Origin of the sequence: Calothrix sp. NIES-2100 (genome assembly GCF_963875285.1) — a bacterium.
GTDB lineage: Bacteria > Cyanobacteriota > Cyanobacteriia > Cyanobacteriales > Nostocaceae > Aulosira.
This window is the reverse complement of the sequence record NZ_CAWNLA010000001.1, coordinates 4,746,324-4,761,208: the sequence shown is the minus strand read 5'-3', so window position 1 is coordinate 4,761,208 and position 14,885 is coordinate 4,746,324. Positions and strand designations below refer to the sequence as shown.

Sequence of the window (14,885 nt, the reverse complement as noted above, 5' to 3'; positions counted from 1 at the left end):
GCTTAGCTCAGAAAAAGTGTATGAAAAATACTGAAAATAATGAAATTTTAGATAAACTGAAAAGATTATTTTCCTCTGTGAATCTCCAAAAGTATCCATCATTTATAGATGATTTATTTACTTTAATAAAAGAATTGCAAAAAGCACGAAAAGAAAAATTTACATTTCTGATGGTGGGACGGACAGGAGTTGGGAAATCCAGCACGATTAATTCATTATTCGGTGAAAATATCGCACCAGAGGGTAAATATGATCCAACTACTATGGATGTTAAAAGTTATGAACATCAAATTAATAATATTAATTTTACAATAATTGATACTCCTGGACTGTGTGATGATATACCCGAAGAAAAAAATGACCAAAAATATATCAACCTTATAAAAAATAAAGTTAAGCAAATTGATTCATTATGGTTTGTAACTCGCCTTGATGATTCCAGAGTTACTGCTGATGAGATGCAAGGTATTAAAATTATTTCAGAAGCCTTTACGGTAAATGTATGGAATTATGCAGTGATTATATTCACTCGTACAGATAAAGCAGATGACTATTTAGTTGATTTAAAAGAAAGAACTAAGCGTATCAGGAATGAAATCGCAAAGCATACAGGTGATCATATAGCAAATAATATTCCTGTAATTGCAGTAGATAATAAAAGTAAAACTCTCACTAATCCAGATGGTAAGAGATGGTTAGAAGAGCTTTATAGCAAAGTTTTTAAAAGAATGTCTGAGCGAAGTGCTGTTCCCTTTTTTTTGGCAACTTCTCAAAGAATAACAAGTAACAATAATTATAATTATAATAAATCAGATAAAAATAATGAAGAATTTAGTTTTAATGAAGAGCAGAAGACAAGCATAAAAAATAAACTATTTAGTGCTATTCCTATTTTAGAAAAAATAGGTGGTGCAATTGGTTCTTTCTTTGGTGGGTCATTAGGGAAACCATTAGGTGAATCAATAGGAGGTTTAGTAGGTCATGGTATAGACATAATTTTTTCTCTATTCTTTTAATTTTAATATCTCTCCCAACATCCTCAGAGGCGTAGGTTGGGTTGAGGAACGAAACCCAACATCTCAAAACTTTGTCTACAAGAGAGTGCTTGATTATAAGTAGCGTCACTGTCCAAATTGTAGCCATCATAAATCATTCGTGAACAACAAGATCCCCGACTTCTTCAAGAAGTCGGGGATCTGAGACTTTATCATGGCTGATTCCGTCTTCTGTTGCCATGACATAAAATGGCAAAAACTGCCATAATGTAGAAAAACAGATTTAAAAACTAAACTATTGTGAAAAGTATCAATATTTCCTTACCTGACACCATGCGAGCTTATATAGAAAAACAGGTAGCTCAAGGTGGTTACAGCAGTGTCAGCGAGTATTTTCGTGAATTAGTGCGACCAGACCAAAAACAGAGAGCTAAAGAACGTCTTGAAACAATGCTTCTGGAAGGATTAAACTCTGGAGATGCAACAGAAATGACAGCTACAGATTGGGAAGATATTCGTCAAACAATCCGGGAAAGAATTAACAAACGTCAAGGAAAATTTTTCTATGATGGTTGCAATTAAAAAAACCTCAAGTCATCCAGTAATTAATGCTCTAGCGCCTTACGATTGCTTCGCTCCATTCACAATGACATAGTTATAAATTTTACATTTAACTACTTACCTTTAACTTCTCATCAATATTTACCTATAGGTTAATAACTGTTCGCCAATGATTACGCATAGACTAAAATTGGTAAATAAGCCTTTTTTGAAATTACCACTATGCAAGTTAACGATCTCACTATTGATGAATTTAAAGCCCTGATTCGAGAAACTGTTAGAGAAACCATAGAAGAACTTCTAGTAGATCCAGATACAAATCAAACAGTCAAGGAAAATTTTAAACAAGAACTTTTAGCAATTCAGCAGCGTAGAGAAGCTGGTTCTAGAGGTATTCCCGCAGCAGAGGTTATGCAAAGACTGGGTTTAGGGAACGGATGAATTACTTAGTTGAGTATGAACCGGAAGCCCTAGCTGACCTAGAAAAGTTGACAAAGGCTGTCTGTGAAAGAATTGTTAACAAGATTAATTGGCTGGCGGAAAATTTCGACCAGATTACACCGCAACCTCTTACGGCTGACTTATCTGGTTTTTATAAGCTGAGAATTGGAGATTATAGAGTTATTTACGAGTTTGACCCTGACAAAAAAACTATTTTTATTGATCGAGTTGGACATCGTAGAGAAATTTACAACTGAATTGTTAGTGTATTTTGAGTCAAATATTAAAATATTGAGTTCAAAAGCTAAATATTTTCTATGGAAAACTCCCAACCTACATCTGAGAAGCTTTTAAATCTTCTGAAAGTAGGAGGCTTAGATGCTTTAATTGTCAAAATCGTTCATCAGGTGCTTCAACAAGAGACACAAAAGCTACAACAAGAGGATTTATCAAATAAACCCACACAAGCAAACTATCTACCACAAGCTTTTTTAGAAACCTTCGGAAACTGGGCAGACACACGCACAGCAGAAGAAATTATTGATGATATATATTCAAGTCGAAGTGTAAGCGATCGCAATTATTTATTCTGAAATATTCCCTTGATATTGGCACAATATAATATATGTAAAGTCACGCAAGGATGAAAGCATGAGTGATATTAACGGTATGGTTCATTTTAACTTAGATTTATCACCAGAACTTAATCAAATATTAGAAGAACTGGCAACAAAGATTGGCACAAGTAAAAGTGATGTCCTACGTCAGGCTATAACTTTGATGCAAGTCATGGTTACAGCTAAAGAGGAAACCAAAAAATTAGGAATCCCAGAAGCAAATCAACTAATAGCGAATGAAATCATTTTTTCATCTGAGCAACCAAAACCACACCCACTAGATACCTTTATGGAAAGGCTTGGCCCTTGGGAAGATGAAAGAACTGCTGAGGAAATAGTCAAAGAGATTTATGATAGCCGTACTATTTCTAAGAATGACATTAGTCTATGACTTATTTACTTGATACCGATACTTGTATTTATTGGATTAAAGATATTAATTCAGTCAGAACTAAAGTTAGTGAAATAGGATGGGAGCAAATTTCTATTTGCAGTATCACTGTTGCTGAGTTGTATTTTGGTGCTTATAATTCTCAACGAGTGGTGGAAAATTTAGCTCGTGCAGAAGACTTTATTCAAAATTTACCCGTTGTACCTTTAACTACTCCTGCTCTCAAAAAGTTTGGAGAATTAAAAGCAGAACTCCGCAGACGAGGACAACCAATTGCTGAGTTTGACTTACTAATTGCTAGTGTTGCACTTACAGGAAATTATATTTTAGTGACTAACAATACTCGTCATTACAGTCGAATTATCGGACTACAACTCGAAAACTGGACTTTGCCATAAAAACATCGAAATATTCATTAAATTATGCGATCGCCTGACTGTGCATTGTAATAATATTAGTGCATTACACTCTATTAAAGCACCCTACAAATTCCCGCAAAAATCCTCTAAAACTCTCTTCCTCTGCGTCCTCTGCGTCCTTGGCGGTTCATTAAAAAATTTATCTCACGCAAAGACGCAAAGGCGCAAAGAAAAGTTACAAAGTTTGATTTGTGTAATTGCGACTTCATTTGTTCAGCATTAAATTCTACTAAAATCAAAGCTGAAACGATATGCTCGAAAAACTTTAACAAACCATGTCGGCTAAAAAACTAGAAACTTTAATCAAAAAAGCTGTAAAAAAGGCGCTTAAAAAAGAAATAGGTAACCTAACTAAGGAGAATCTACGGATTGTCTCAAATCAGACTAATCAGTCATTAGACAAATTTGTGGAAACTTTTGGTACATGGGAAGACAAAAGCGATACAGAAGAAATTATTGATGATATATATTCAACTCGTTATGTCAGTTTACCTGCAAAAGAAGATGCAGAACTTGAGCGAAAGTTGCGCGAACTCAAGTTTAAACAGGAACTGAGAAAAGATTGGATATTATTTCTTTTAAAGGATGTAATAGTATATTCTGCAACTGTGATTTTTATTTTTACTGTCGCTGGTTTTTATCTAGTTACTATGATTTATAGGTATTAAGTTACGTATTATAGCATTTATCGATTGAGTGAGCTACAAGAACCCCACCCCCAACCCCCTCCCTGCAAGCGAGGAGGGGGCTATGAGGGACATCCAATTTTTTAAATACCCAATAAATTTGTAGTGCGAGCGTCTCGGAAGCTAATGTTAAAAAGCGAGCAAGATGCTCGCACTACGGAATATGGGTAATTTATTTTTTGTAATTCCCTGATATACCTCATGTGATTAGGAAACGCTATATATCGAGTGTTCAGCGTTATAATTATGATAGGTAATCAATCATGAAATATTATCTCTGTATGAAATTAAAATATCAAGGTCGCCATTAAGGATTATGTTCTCGTTGCAGTAAGGTATGGCAATCTATAGATAAAACCAATAAACTATGACTCCACAAATCTTAGATAAATTTACCACGCTCCCAGAACAGCGGTTTTTGTTACCTGGCTATTACACTTGGGAAGAATTTGAGAAGATTGAAGCGTTAACAGCAGATGCTCCAGGTTTACGGATAATTTATCTTGATGGGTGTATAGAATTTATGACTCTTGGTGAAAAACATGAAATGCTTAAAACCATTATTGGTTTTTTACTAGAATTTTATTTGTGTGAAATGGGTATAAATTTTATCCCTGTTGGTAGTTCCACCCGTCGAGCAAAAGAAAAAAGTGCTTCCTTTGAACCTGATGAGTCTTATTATATAGGTGAGAAGAAAGAGCATCCTGATTTAGCTATTGAAGTTAATATTACCAGTGGCAGTATAGATAAACTAGAAAAATACAAGAGATTTAAAATTACTGAAGTCTGGTTTTGGGAAAATAATCAGTTATCTTTATATGGACTAAATAATGATAACTATGAACCAATTACTCAAAGTACTTTACTACCCGAATTAGATATAAATTTATTAGTACGTTGTGTTTTAATGTCTTCAATTATTGAAGCGAGAACAGAGTTTCTCAAAGGAATTCGGCAGTAGTTTAGCCATCCTCAAATCTCTGTGTTCTCTGTGCCTCTGTGGTTAGATAAATTACTTTTTAACCGCTCCAGACGCAGAGGGCGCAGAGAGGGAAAACAGATTTTCTGGGAGATAATGCGATCGCCTTTACCATCGTCATCGCACTCAATTCAGTCTTATATACAACATTTATCTCAGTAAATATTCGTAATTAGTTTTACAGGCGACGAACCAAACTTGCGGAAAGTAGACTCTTGTGTATATCCAGAAAAAGTTGACTGGGTAACTCTGCAAATAAGTACCATGCTTGCTTGTCAGGGTGTTGAATTTCTCAAAAATGCAAGTTTGATGGAACTTTAGAAATATGATCGGGCTTTTAATATTTTTGGTTGCTGTAGTTGCCACTGTTGTTTTAGTTATCACTAGTAGCTACAACGATTTAGTTAAGTTTCGCAATCGCTACAAGAATGCTTACGCCCAAATTGATGTGCAGTTACAGCGTCGCTATGACTTAATTCCCAATTTGGTGGAAACTGCTAAAGGTTATATGAAACACGAGCGAGAAACCTTAGAAGCGGTGATTGCGGCGCGGAATTCTGCGGTTAATGCTAGTAGTCGTGCTGTACAAAATCCTGGCGATCCGCAAGCGATGCAGCAGTTGGGTAATGCGGAGGCGGCGTTGAGTGGTGCGTTAAGTCGCTTGATGGTACTTTCGGAAGCTTACCCGGAACTGAAAGCAGATAGCGCCATGACTCAGGTGATGGAGGAATTATCTTCTACAGAAAACCGGATTGCGTTTGCACGTCAGGCTTTTAATGATGCTGTGACACTCTACAACACTAAAAGCGAATCTTTCCCCAGCAATTTAATAGCGCGTAGTTTTAACTTTACTAATGCCCAATTGCTGCAAGAAGCTACACCAGAAATGAAAACTGCTCCCCGCGTGTCTTTTTAGGTGTCTATGAATTTCTTTGAACATCAGGATCAAGCACGCCAAAACACGCAACAGTTAATCGGGTTATTTGCTGCATCGATCGCCGTGATGATTGTGGCAATTTATATTGTCAGTTTATTTGTGTTTCGCATGGCTCCCCGGATTTGGTGGCATCCGGGATTATTTCTCTCGGTAGCTGCTGTGACGATGATTGCGATCGCTCTTGGAAGTACCTATAAAATCTTCTGTCTCCGCCAAGGAGGTAGTGTCATTGCTCAGGAGTTGGGGGGAAGACTCCTGATACCAGAAATGGCAGATGAACAAGGGCGACAACTATTAAATATTGTCGAAGAAATGGCGATCGCTTCTGGTATTTCTGTCCCCGCAGTCTATCTTTTGGAATCAGAATCAGGTATCAATGCCTTTGCTGCGGGGTTTTCACCTAATGATGCGGTGATTGGCGTTACCCGTGGCAGTTTGCAATGTCTTACCCGAGATGAATTACAAGGAGTGATCGGACATGAATTCAGTCACATTCTCAATGGAGATATGGGGCTGAATTTGCGTTTAATTGGACTGTTGCACGGAATTTTGTTCATTTACATGGCTGGGGACTTGTTGTGGAGTTGGCGCGTTCGCGGTGAAGACAAAGGTTTACCGCTGTGGGCGTTTGGTTTAGCATTAATGGCGATTGGCGGTATTGGATTATTCTGCGGACGCTTAATTAAAGCTGCTGTCTCGCGTCAACGAGAATTTCTGGCTGATGCTTCCGCAGTACAATTTACTCGCAACCCTGATGGGATGACTGGAGTACTGCAAAAACTGCAAAAGATGGATTCACGCTTGATTGCACCGGGAGCAGAAGCCGCCAGCCATATGTTCTTTGGTAATGCTCTTAAGCTTTCTTTTTGGGGAGATATGTTTGCTACCCACCCACCGCTGACAGAACGTATCCGCCGAATTGGGGGTTTAAATGCGAGTGATTTAGCAGCAATGCCCTCTCCCATGCGCCATCATACTCATTCCCCAGATGGGCTAACAATGGGTTTTGCTGGTGGTGGAAATACTACAGCCATTACCCCAGAACAGGTAGTTAACCAAGTAGGGAGCGTTGCGCCTGAGCATTTCGCCCATGCTCAAGCCTTGTTAGCCCAGTTACCAGAAAGCCTACGTTTGGGGGTAAGGGAACAGCAAAGTGCAAATGCGATCGCTTTTGCATTAGCTTTAGATCCAGAAAATCCCGAAGTTCAAGCACGCCAAATAGCTTGGTTAAAGGAAGTTCAGCCCCCTGAGTTGGTAGAGAAAACCCTGGAATTTAGCAGCGAAATTAGCCAATTAGATCCCAGCCTGCGTTTACCCCTGGTAGATTTAACAGTACCCACATTGCGGCAAACTTCCGCCAAAGAATGCCAAATGTTGTGTAAATGCGTCCAAGGATTAATTAAAGCTAGGGGAAGTTTATCATTGTGGCATTTTGTGTTGCAGTTAGTACTGTGGCACAGACTCGAACCTTGTATAAATCCCACGTCACCGACAACCGTAGAATTCACATCTATAGATCAGATTTGGTCAGATAGCATATTAGTACTGTCAGCATTAGCACGCGTCGGACAAACTCAACCCGATGAAATCGCCTATGCATTTCGTTCTGGCGTTTTTCGCCTTCCCGGAGCCGGACAACAAGAAACACCAGATACACCAGTTGCTTCTAGCTTTACCGATCTAAAGAAAAGTATCGATCGCCTGCGCCTTGCTAGTCCCAAACTCAAGCAAGCTGTTGTTGATGCGTGCGCCCACACTGTACTACTAGATAATAAAGTTACGTCATCAGAGGCAGATTTGCTCAGAGCGATCGCTCTAACACTAGACTGTCCCATACCTCCATTTTTAAATTCCCAACGCGGCTTTCCCAAAGCAAAACAGTCTTCTGCAAAGTGAAGAATACATGTAGAGACTTTATATGTAAAGTCTCTACATGGTTTTGGGTTTGACGCTTGTTCATCGGTGAGACTTTAAGATAAAGTAAGTTTCGTCAATCAGTTAAAATACTTTTACAATTAAAAAAGAGAGCTTCTGATACTGCGAATATCGTTAGCTCCCAAAAAATCAATACACTTGATGTAAAGCTCTGTTGTAAATCAGCAGAGCTTTACTTTTTATCATCCTTATCATCGTGATGTGTAGCTAGAGTAGCTAATACTTGTACCGTACCAGGAATAATCATTCTTGATTCATCCTGAAGATTTGGCGTAAATAAAGCCACAATGCTAGCTAATAAAACCATTGTTACTACAAACAAAGCGTAATTGATTCTGTTCATTTTTTTTAATATTCACTACAAAACAATACTAACGATTCCTGGTATTAAAAAGAAATTTTTATGAGGAAAATACCAAGCTTTTACATTATCTTAAAATTAAAGAAAAATTGCTTTACGCTTTCTTCACATATTTTATATAATACACTATGGATAAAAATATTTTCATCGATAAAACGCTGTAAAGGCTAATATATAAGTACTATTGACGACGTGAGTACATATAAAGATATAGATTAGTAAATATTTTAGATTTGTTTTCAATAACAAAAATAGATGTTTTTGAAAAATTTTGCAAAATTAGATATATGTATGAGTACTTTCAAAAAAGACGGTAAGTTGTAAACTGGTTTACAACTTAATTTTAAAAAGTCACTTTTTAAAATTGTCAAAAAGCATAGAAGATTCACTCGTAAGAGAATGATTCACAAAATTACATATTTGTCAAGATGCGTGGGAAAAATTTTCCTTAGTTCAAGCCACATCCCTTGATAGGTGAGGTAAGCCGAGGCATAATTTCATACTTCACTTGCCTCTTGAATTTTGACTACCTTAACGAAAGGATGTGCAATTCCAATGGGTAATACCATTTCACAAAAAATATGATGTGGATGTAGGTTGGGTTGAGGAACGAAACCCAACACTCCAAAGACTTGTAATTGTTGGGTTTCACTCCGTTCAACCCAACCTACGCATCTGAGCGAAGCCGAAGTATGCCCCCCCCTGCCTCTTCCTGGGAACCGTATCCGGGTAAGCTACCGTCATAGGCGAAAGTACAAATCATATATTGTGGAGTGGTGAGTGATGAGTTATCAACTTAAAACTCTCCAAAATATCTGTAATGCTACCGTATAGTTCCCCTTCTCATTCTGGTATATGGTGGTTAACAATGGGTTGAATGTGTTTTAAATAATTCAACTTTATGCCTAGAACACCGAATGAATACGCAGTATACCTTCTACTAGAAGGTGGTCACCGGGAAGAAGTACGTTTTACCACTTTTCAAGAATTTCAAAAGTGGTATAGTGGCGCGCTTATGCCTAAGTGTGATTCTAATGAATTGATCAACGTACCGATCAAGAATATTCAGCAAGAGTACTTAGTAGTACGCCCAGCTCGAATTATTGCCATCCGGGTAGAACCGATTTTTAGCTCTAGTGTTGAAAGATACGATTAAATGATGAGAAAAACCCTTGCCTTGTGTTCCTTAAGTCTAGGACTTGCCTTTGTAAATACACTCTGGTCAGCTGTTGCTCAGGTTCCTGATATTCCACCGCCAGGAGAGACTACTCCTCAGGCGATACCTATACCAGTACCACCAATCACCCCTGAGGTACAGCCACCACTCAAACCGATTGACTTAGGAAGCGATTGTCAGCCTAGCTCTGCTTGTTTGGGTTGGGATGAGCAAATTTGGGGTAGTAGGGGTAAACGCGGCGATCGCCAAGCGCTGTTAAAAGCAATTGATAACAGCTTAACTTATCTAGAAAAAGATAAGGCGATCGCTCTTTATCAAGAATATCCAATTAAAGAATTTAGGCTGGCTCGGGTACGTCGTAGCTTATTCCGCTTTCGTGAGTTAGTTCTCACATCTAAGTCGCCCGCAGAACTGCAAGCTGCTGTCCAGCGAGAGTTTACCTTGTACCAATCTGTAGGCAATGATGGCAAGGGTACTGTTAAATTTACTTCTTACTATGAGCCTATTTATCAAGCCAGTCGTGTCAGGACTGCGGAATATAAGTATCCCCTTTATCGCCTACCACCGGACTTTGATAAATGGGCTAAACCCCATCCCAAGCGGATTGACTTAGAAGGACAAGACGGTTTACTGGGAAATAAAAGCCAGTTGCACGGTTTAGAAATGTTATGGTTCCGCGATCGCCTTGACGCATACATGATCCATATCCAAGGTTCTGCGCAAATTCAGTTAACTGATGGTAAAAAAACCTCTGTGGGTTATGCCGGTGGAACTGATTACCCTTGGACAAGTATTGGCAAAGAACTCTCTAAAGATGGCAAATTGCCCCTTCAAGGATTAACCCTACCCCGCTTAGTCCAGTATTTCCATCAAAATCCCCAGGAATTAAGTAATTATCTGCCACGCTGGGAGCGGTTTGTTTTCTTCAAGGAAACAACCGGTAGACCAGCTACGGGTAGTATTAATGTACCCGTTACACCAGAGCGTTCGATTGCTACTGATAAATCTCTCATGCCTCCTGGTGCTTTAGCCTTGATTTCTACCTCTATTCCTTATCCTAATCAAGCAGGTAAATTAGAGTATCGTAAAGTGAGTCGCTTTGTCCTGGATCAAGACACAGGTAGCGCCATCACAGGCCCAGGTCGGGTAGATTATTTTATGGGCACCGGCAAATTAGCAGGCGATCGCGCTGGTATTACAGGCGGTAACGGTTCCTTATATTATTTACTACTCAAAGAATAGTAATTAAGGATGAAGAGTAAAGGATAAAAGCTGAAATTTCATCCTTCATACTTCATCCTTCATCCTTCAATAGGGTGGATAACCAAAATCATCCTCATCAGCGTAAATATAAGAACTAGAAACTCCCGCCATTTCCATCTTCGGTGTTTCTATTTTCACAGCTTCCTTACCAAACTCTTTATAATCTTCAAAATTCTTACAAATTATTGTAGACTCAGGCGAATCGGAAGCTATGAGATATTGTGTTAATGTGGACACTGTTGGATGTTTAAAATCTACAGTAGAAGCTACCAATACTGTATTTGGTTCAATGCCTCTTTCTTCACATTCAATGATGGGAGAAAAAATCCCGTGAGCATGGAACAAAGGGCCTTTTGGCGTAATAGGTTGCTTTCTGTATCCGGCATAAGCTCTTTCTAATTCAGCAACAAAACCACTCACCACTTTACCTTGCTGATATTCGCAATAGGTTTTACTGAAACTTGCCCCTGCTGCACCATTGAGAGTTAATTGTAATGGTGTATCATGTAAGAATTTTTTATCTTCTCCGACTATAAAAATTAAATAGCGAGTAAAAGTTTTAAATTTAAGTTTATCTGCTAGAAACGCATCGTAATTTTCTTTTAATGTACCTAGTTTTAGCCCAGTTTCTCTATCTTTGACAGACAATGGGCCTCGCCGCACTATGACTAAATTGGGAGTTGTCGTGATAAATACACTTTCCACTCCAGAGCTAAATTCATGCTCTACCTGTTGCCAATTATCATCTGGTTGAAAGCCTACGGCTTGGGCGTTATCAAGCTTAATTGCCAAACCGTAAGATTGGATACCATCAGTGCCATACCGAGGATTAATCATCTGACACCAGGGGATGACTTGAGAAGGCGGTGCGTTAAATTTCTCGTCCTCAAAGTCGAACTTAGCAGATGCTTTCATCGTTTTCGGCTATCAAAGTAATTTGCTAGACAAGTGTATCAGTTGTCAATGGTCATTTGTCATTTGTCATTTGTCAATAGTCAGTAGGCATGGGGCATTGGGCATTGGGCATTGGAAATTGCTATTTTTTCTTTGTCCTCCTTGTCCTCCTTGTCCTCCTTGTCCTCCTTGTCCTCCTTGTCCTCCTTGTCCCCCTTGTCCACCTTGTCCCTATTTTATCCCATAGTAATACTTTTGTACCATGTATTGAATCTTCCCCCAGAACCAAAGGGGCGATCGCATTTTAATCAATGATCTGGCTTCTGGTGGATTTAATCTGTCCGCGCTTAGTTTTACTGTCAAGGCGTTTTTTTTGAGAGCTGCGAGTGGGTTTGGTAGGTTTACGTTTTCTCTTGAGTACGACTGCGCTTTTAATCAGTTCTTTGAGTCGTTCGTTAGCCTCCTCCCGGTTCTGCTCCTGGCTGCGATGTTCTTGAGCCTTGATGACAATTACTCCCTCTTGGGTAATGCGTTTGTCGTTGAGCTTCAAAAGCTGCTCTTTATAGAAAGCAGGTAATGATGAGGCTTCAATGTCAAAGCGTAAGTGGATGGCGGTGGAAACCTTGTTGACGTTTTGACCACCTGCTCCTTGTGAGCGAATCGCGCTAATTTCGATTTCGCTATCGGGGATGATGATTTTTTGAGAAATTTGCAGCATACCTTATATAGAGTGCTATTAATGCGATCGCCATTCATGGCCTCTAGGAAAATTTCCCTAAAAAATAGGTGGACTCCCCGATAGCCTTTTGTTTTAAGCTGTTTCATCCATCAACTTAAATCCCCAAATTTTCAGAACTGCGATCGCTATTTCCCTATCTACACCTTCATAAGCCTCCCATTCAGATGGGTGATCTTTAGGATGTCCGTCGCCTACATTACCTGCAATTTTGATCACGGGAACACCCACCATGCGATCGCGCTCCATCCCTTTTGGGAGAGCTAGTTGGACTTTGCGACCTACGAACTTCGATGTACTTGTATTAGCTACAGATTCACGGATTAAACAGATATCGCCAGTAATCCCCCAAGTCGTTTGGTAGACGTGGAGAAACGATATATATGTTTCTGGTTTGATGGTTCTTTTGAAAACTTTCACTATCTGTAATCCTTATTTCATCCTTCTTGGTTCAAGAATTTCATGCAAACACTACCTCTATTTTAAATATCCTCGTTTAGTTTTCGTTATAACTCTAACTTTAACTGCCAGCGATTGCACCCCCATAACTTATCATCTGGCAAATACTGATTATTGCCAAACCAAAAATTAAGAATTAAGATCCGATTTCAACGAATCTAGAGCCTACCACTTTAGTTTAGTGATTGCAGCAGGGAATCAACCCTACTTTCTGCAATTACCTAATTTTGGGAAGTATACAACATCTGAGTAGCAATAAAGTTATTTTTTATAATTTTTTCGCTCTTTCCCGGAGAAAGCATTACAATTATAGGATTAATTAGGAGATAGGGATCATGGGTGAATCAAAACGTAGAAAACAGCACGATTCAAACTACGGTAAAGTGAAAAATCCTGTCAAAAAGCTCATGAAAATTTTTTGCCCGGTTTTTGAGGATTACGATAATTTGCAGAATCGAGATGATGATGATATATCTTTGATGATAGCTAAGGAAGGGTACAAAGAAACGGGCTTGCGAGGAATAATTTTAAAAGGATATCTAGCTGAACATTTAGTCAAAGATTATCCGCCTGAAGCTGAATTAATCGCAGGTTTCAAACAACACGGAAATATTTATGTTACTTCCACATTAGCTTTAAGTTATTTAGAAAATTCTTTGAATAAAGAGGAAAATCTGAGAAATTTTGATACCTACAACCCATTAAATGAATTTATCCGGATTGAAAGCGACCCAGAAGAGTACCAAATAAAATTGGTAACAGTCTGACAAACCCCTGAGATAGTAGCTGGTATTTAACCGTGTAGAGGAATCATATTTGATTTTTGTGCAGTTAGGTATACCTTGATTCTGTTAATGATATTCTTCCACCCCTGAACAAAGCCATATTCACGTCTCTCAAGAGTTTCAGCAATAGAATAGAGAATATTAATTATTTTGTCAATGCGATCGCCTTTTTTTCTCCTCGCTGCGGAAAGTTGTTTTGCTAAGATGGCGCGTTCGCTTAGATTTGATATGATGGGTCATCGTTTATCCCACTCTTTCTTATCGATGCTCATTTATGCGTCTGTCAGCATTACTAAATCTACCTCAGTTTCTCAAGTTAATCATCAGTCTCATAGTTTTAGGAACGCTGTTATTCCTCTGTCAGCGAGTTTGGGCGCAAGATTGGCTACCTGTTCGAGGTGGTATTTCTTTTGGTATTAGTGGGATAGCGCTGATTGAGCAAAAAAGCAATTCTCTAGATTTTCTTATTGTCCATGACAATAAAAAACCATTACAAGGTCGTTTAGCAATTCTTAATCTTTCTGGTAAGAATCAACCTGAATATTTTGCACTGAACTGGATAGGTAACGCAGAATTACCGTCAGATTTAGAAGCTTTAACATCTATTCCTGGGACAAAAAATAATTCTTTTATCGCTTTAAGTAGTTCGGGAAAAGCTTATTCTATTCAATTAGAGACTGACAAGAAAAATATCTCACTCATCAAAGAGTTTAAATTACCAGCAATTCCTCAAGAAAGTAATTTTGAGGCATTTTCCCTACAAGATATAGATGGTAAATTAGTTGCTGTTTGGGCGCATCGAGGCGAAGCAGAAGCACCAGCAGTTATATATTGGGGATTGCTGGATTTGACGAAATATCAAATTATGCTCACAGGTTCCGCTAATTTAAAAGTCCCATTTCCATCGGGTAATGTTCGCCATATTTCTGATATGAAAATCGACCCTACGGGGGTTGTGTTTATTAGCGCCGCCAGCGACCCTGGAGATAATGGGCCATTTCAATCTGCTTTATATGTTGCTGGTTCTTTGGGATATCGTAATCACAAAATAGTCTTCAAGCAAAATGCGCAACTTGTACCACTTTACCGTAAAAATTACCACAAAATTGAAGCGATAGAACTTGTCCCAGGTGCAGAGGGTGGTGTAATTGTTGCGACTGATGATGAAAATTTTGGTTCGGCTGTGTATATGGTGGGTGGGGATTGATTTCTTGCACGAATATTTGAAAACAAAAATTTTCCCACACAC

Annotated in this window: 19 protein-coding genes; 15 read left to right on the top strand and 4 right to left on the bottom strand. The window is 38.7% G+C overall.

From position 1 onward, the window contains the following. The first annotated feature begins 20 nt into the window (after positions 1-20). The 11 genes from AACU32_RS19600 (at position 21) to AACU32_RS19550 (ending at position 7,922) form a co-directional block, all read left to right on the top strand. Positions 21-1,016 (top strand): GTPase, encoded by a 996-nt coding sequence (locus tag AACU32_RS19600; RefSeq protein WP_339378098.1) that lies wholly within the window; start codon positions 21-23, stop codon positions 1,014-1,016. 279 nt (positions 1,017-1,295) lie between these two features. Beyond that, the gene (locus AACU32_RS19595) at positions 1,296-1,577 is read left to right on the top strand and encodes a type II toxin-antitoxin system ParD family antitoxin (protein ID WP_096602475.1); all 282 of its coding nucleotides are present in this window, start codon (positions 1,296-1,298) and stop codon (positions 1,575-1,577) included. A gap of 201 nt (positions 1,578-1,778) precedes the next feature. Further along, complete coding sequence (locus AACU32_RS19590; protein WP_096602473.1) at positions 1,779-1,997, top strand: hypothetical protein; 219 nt, start codon at positions 1,779-1,781, stop codon at positions 1,995-1,997. Then, positions 1,994-2,254 carry a type II toxin-antitoxin system RelE family toxin gene (locus AACU32_RS19585; protein ID WP_096602471.1) on the top strand — a complete coding sequence of 87 codons (261 nt, stop codon included), beginning with the start codon at positions 1,994-1,996 and terminating at the stop codon, positions 2,252-2,254. Before AACU32_RS19590 ends, AACU32_RS19585 begins: the two co-directional genes overlap by 4 nt. Positions 2,255-2,314: 60 nt before the next feature. Next, positions 2,315-2,590 carry a hypothetical protein gene (locus AACU32_RS19580; RefSeq protein WP_096602470.1) on the top strand — a complete coding sequence of 92 codons (276 nt, stop codon included), beginning with the start codon at positions 2,315-2,317 and terminating at the stop codon, positions 2,588-2,590. A gap of 58 nt (positions 2,591-2,648) precedes the next feature. Then, positions 2,649-3,005, top strand: coding sequence for a hypothetical protein (locus tag AACU32_RS19575; RefSeq protein WP_096602468.1), 357 nt, complete (start codon positions 2,649-2,651; stop codon positions 3,003-3,005). Next, positions 3,002-3,403 carry a type II toxin-antitoxin system VapC family toxin gene (locus AACU32_RS19570; RefSeq protein WP_096602466.1) on the top strand — a complete coding sequence of 134 codons (402 nt, stop codon included), beginning with the start codon at positions 3,002-3,004 and terminating at the stop codon, positions 3,401-3,403. Before AACU32_RS19575 ends, AACU32_RS19570 begins: the two co-directional genes overlap by 4 nt. A 296-nt stretch (positions 3,404-3,699) precedes the next feature. Continuing rightward, complete coding sequence (locus AACU32_RS19565; RefSeq protein ID WP_339378097.1) at positions 3,700-4,092, top strand: hypothetical protein; 393 nt, start codon at positions 3,700-3,702, stop codon at positions 4,090-4,092. A gap of 385 nt (positions 4,093-4,477) precedes the next feature. After that, positions 4,478-5,071, top strand: coding sequence for a Uma2 family endonuclease (locus AACU32_RS19560; protein WP_096602464.1), 594 nt, complete (start codon positions 4,478-4,480; stop codon positions 5,069-5,071). Between the two features lie 343 nt (positions 5,072-5,414). Further along, positions 5,415-6,005 carry a LemA family protein gene (locus AACU32_RS19555; protein ID WP_096602462.1) on the top strand — a complete coding sequence of 197 codons (591 nt, stop codon included), beginning with the start codon at positions 5,415-5,417 and terminating at the stop codon, positions 6,003-6,005. A gap of 6 nt (positions 6,006-6,011) precedes the next feature. Further along, positions 6,012-7,922, top strand: a complete 1,911-nt coding sequence (locus AACU32_RS19550) for a M48 family metallopeptidase (RefSeq protein ID WP_096602460.1) — start codon at positions 6,012-6,014, stop codon at positions 7,920-7,922. 211 nt (positions 7,923-8,133) lie between these two features. Here the strand turns inward: AACU32_RS19550 and AACU32_RS19545 are convergent, their stop codons facing one another. Continuing rightward, positions 8,134-8,304 carry a hypothetical protein gene (locus tag AACU32_RS19545; protein ID WP_339378096.1) on the bottom strand — a complete coding sequence of 57 codons (171 nt, stop codon included), beginning with the start codon at positions 8,302-8,304 and terminating at the stop codon, positions 8,134-8,136. A gap of 919 nt (positions 8,305-9,223) precedes the next feature. Between AACU32_RS19545 and AACU32_RS19540 the strand changes: the two genes are divergently transcribed. Together AACU32_RS19540 and mltA are read left to right on the top strand one after the other, a co-directional pair. Beyond that, positions 9,224-9,478 (top strand): hypothetical protein, encoded by a 255-nt coding sequence (locus AACU32_RS19540; RefSeq protein WP_096602458.1) that lies wholly within the window; start codon positions 9,224-9,226, stop codon positions 9,476-9,478. Positions 9,479-9,481: 3 nt separating this feature from the next. Then, positions 9,482-10,741 carry a murein transglycosylase A gene (gene mltA, locus AACU32_RS19535; protein ID WP_096608078.1) on the top strand — a complete coding sequence of 420 codons (1,260 nt, stop codon included), beginning with the start codon at positions 9,482-9,484 and terminating at the stop codon, positions 10,739-10,741. Positions 10,742-10,807: 66 nt separating this feature from the next. Here mltA and AACU32_RS19530 read toward each other — a convergent pair whose 3' ends face one another. The 3 genes from AACU32_RS19530 to AACU32_RS19520 form a co-directional block, all read right to left on the bottom strand. Further along, positions 10,808-11,677, bottom strand: a complete 870-nt coding sequence (locus tag AACU32_RS19530; protein WP_096602456.1) for a DUF5895 domain-containing protein — start codon at positions 11,675-11,677, stop codon at positions 10,808-10,810. A gap of 283 nt (positions 11,678-11,960) precedes the next feature. Then, on the bottom strand, positions 11,961-12,374 hold the full coding sequence (arfB, locus tag AACU32_RS19525; RefSeq protein WP_096602454.1) for an alternative ribosome rescue aminoacyl-tRNA hydrolase ArfB: 414 nt from the start codon (positions 12,372-12,374) through the stop codon (positions 11,961-11,963). A gap of 93 nt (positions 12,375-12,467) precedes the next feature. Beyond that, positions 12,468-12,812: a hypothetical protein gene (locus AACU32_RS19520; RefSeq protein ID WP_096602452.1), complete on the bottom strand. Its 345-nt coding sequence runs from the start codon at positions 12,810-12,812 to the stop codon at positions 12,468-12,470. 374 nt (positions 12,813-13,186) lie between these two features. Here AACU32_RS19520 and AACU32_RS19515 point away from each other — a divergent pair, with 374 nt between their 5' ends. Both AACU32_RS19515 and AACU32_RS19510 read left to right on the top strand, forming a co-directional pair. Further along, positions 13,187-13,618 (top strand): hypothetical protein, encoded by a 432-nt coding sequence (locus AACU32_RS19515; protein ID WP_096602451.1) that lies wholly within the window; start codon positions 13,187-13,189, stop codon positions 13,616-13,618. Between the two features lie 292 nt (positions 13,619-13,910). Further along, entirely contained in the window at positions 13,911-14,843 is a 933-nt protein-coding gene (locus tag AACU32_RS19510) for a hypothetical protein (protein ID WP_096602449.1), read from the top strand. Positions 14,844-14,885 lie beyond the last annotated feature (42 nt).

Coding starts and splice junctions, on each gene's coding strand:
- AACU32_RS19600 (WP_339378098.1), top strand. CDS start 21: ATGAAAAATACTGAAAATAATGAAATTTTAGATAAACTGAAAAGATTA.
- AACU32_RS19590 (WP_096602473.1), top strand. CDS start 1,779: ATGCAAGTTAACGATCTCACTATTGATGAATTTAAAGCCCTGATTCGA.
- AACU32_RS19585 (WP_096602471.1), top strand. CDS start 1,994: ATGAATTACTTAGTTGAGTATGAACCGGAAGCCCTAGCTGACCTAGAA.
- AACU32_RS19580 (WP_096602470.1), top strand. CDS start 2,315: ATGGAAAACTCCCAACCTACATCTGAGAAGCTTTTAAATCTTCTGAAA.
- AACU32_RS19575 (WP_096602468.1), top strand. CDS start 2,649: ATGAGTGATATTAACGGTATGGTTCATTTTAACTTAGATTTATCACCA.
- AACU32_RS19570 (WP_096602466.1), top strand. CDS start 3,002: ATGACTTATTTACTTGATACCGATACTTGTATTTATTGGATTAAAGAT.
- AACU32_RS19565 (WP_339378097.1), top strand. CDS start 3,700: ATGTCGGCTAAAAAACTAGAAACTTTAATCAAAAAAGCTGTAAAAAAG.
- AACU32_RS19560 (WP_096602464.1), top strand. CDS start 4,478: ATGACTCCACAAATCTTAGATAAATTTACCACGCTCCCAGAACAGCGG.
- AACU32_RS19555 (WP_096602462.1), top strand. CDS start 5,415: ATGATCGGGCTTTTAATATTTTTGGTTGCTGTAGTTGCCACTGTTGTT.
- AACU32_RS19550 (WP_096602460.1), top strand. CDS start 6,012: ATGAATTTCTTTGAACATCAGGATCAAGCACGCCAAAACACGCAACAG.
- AACU32_RS19545 (WP_339378096.1), bottom strand. CDS start 8,304: ATGAACAGAATCAATTACGCTTTGTTTGTAGTAACAATGGTTTTATTA.
- AACU32_RS19540 (WP_096602458.1), top strand. CDS start 9,224: ATGCCTAGAACACCGAATGAATACGCAGTATACCTTCTACTAGAAGGT.
- mltA (WP_096608078.1), top strand. CDS start 9,482: ATGAGAAAAACCCTTGCCTTGTGTTCCTTAAGTCTAGGACTTGCCTTT.
- AACU32_RS19530 (WP_096602456.1), bottom strand. CDS start 11,677: ATGAAAGCATCTGCTAAGTTCGACTTTGAGGACGAGAAATTTAACGCA.
- arfB (WP_096602454.1), bottom strand. CDS start 12,374: ATGCTGCAAATTTCTCAAAAAATCATCATCCCCGATAGCGAAATCGAA.
- AACU32_RS19515 (WP_096602451.1), top strand. CDS start 13,187: ATGGGTGAATCAAAACGTAGAAAACAGCACGATTCAAACTACGGTAAA.
- AACU32_RS19510 (WP_096602449.1), top strand. CDS start 13,911: ATGCGTCTGTCAGCATTACTAAATCTACCTCAGTTTCTCAAGTTAATC.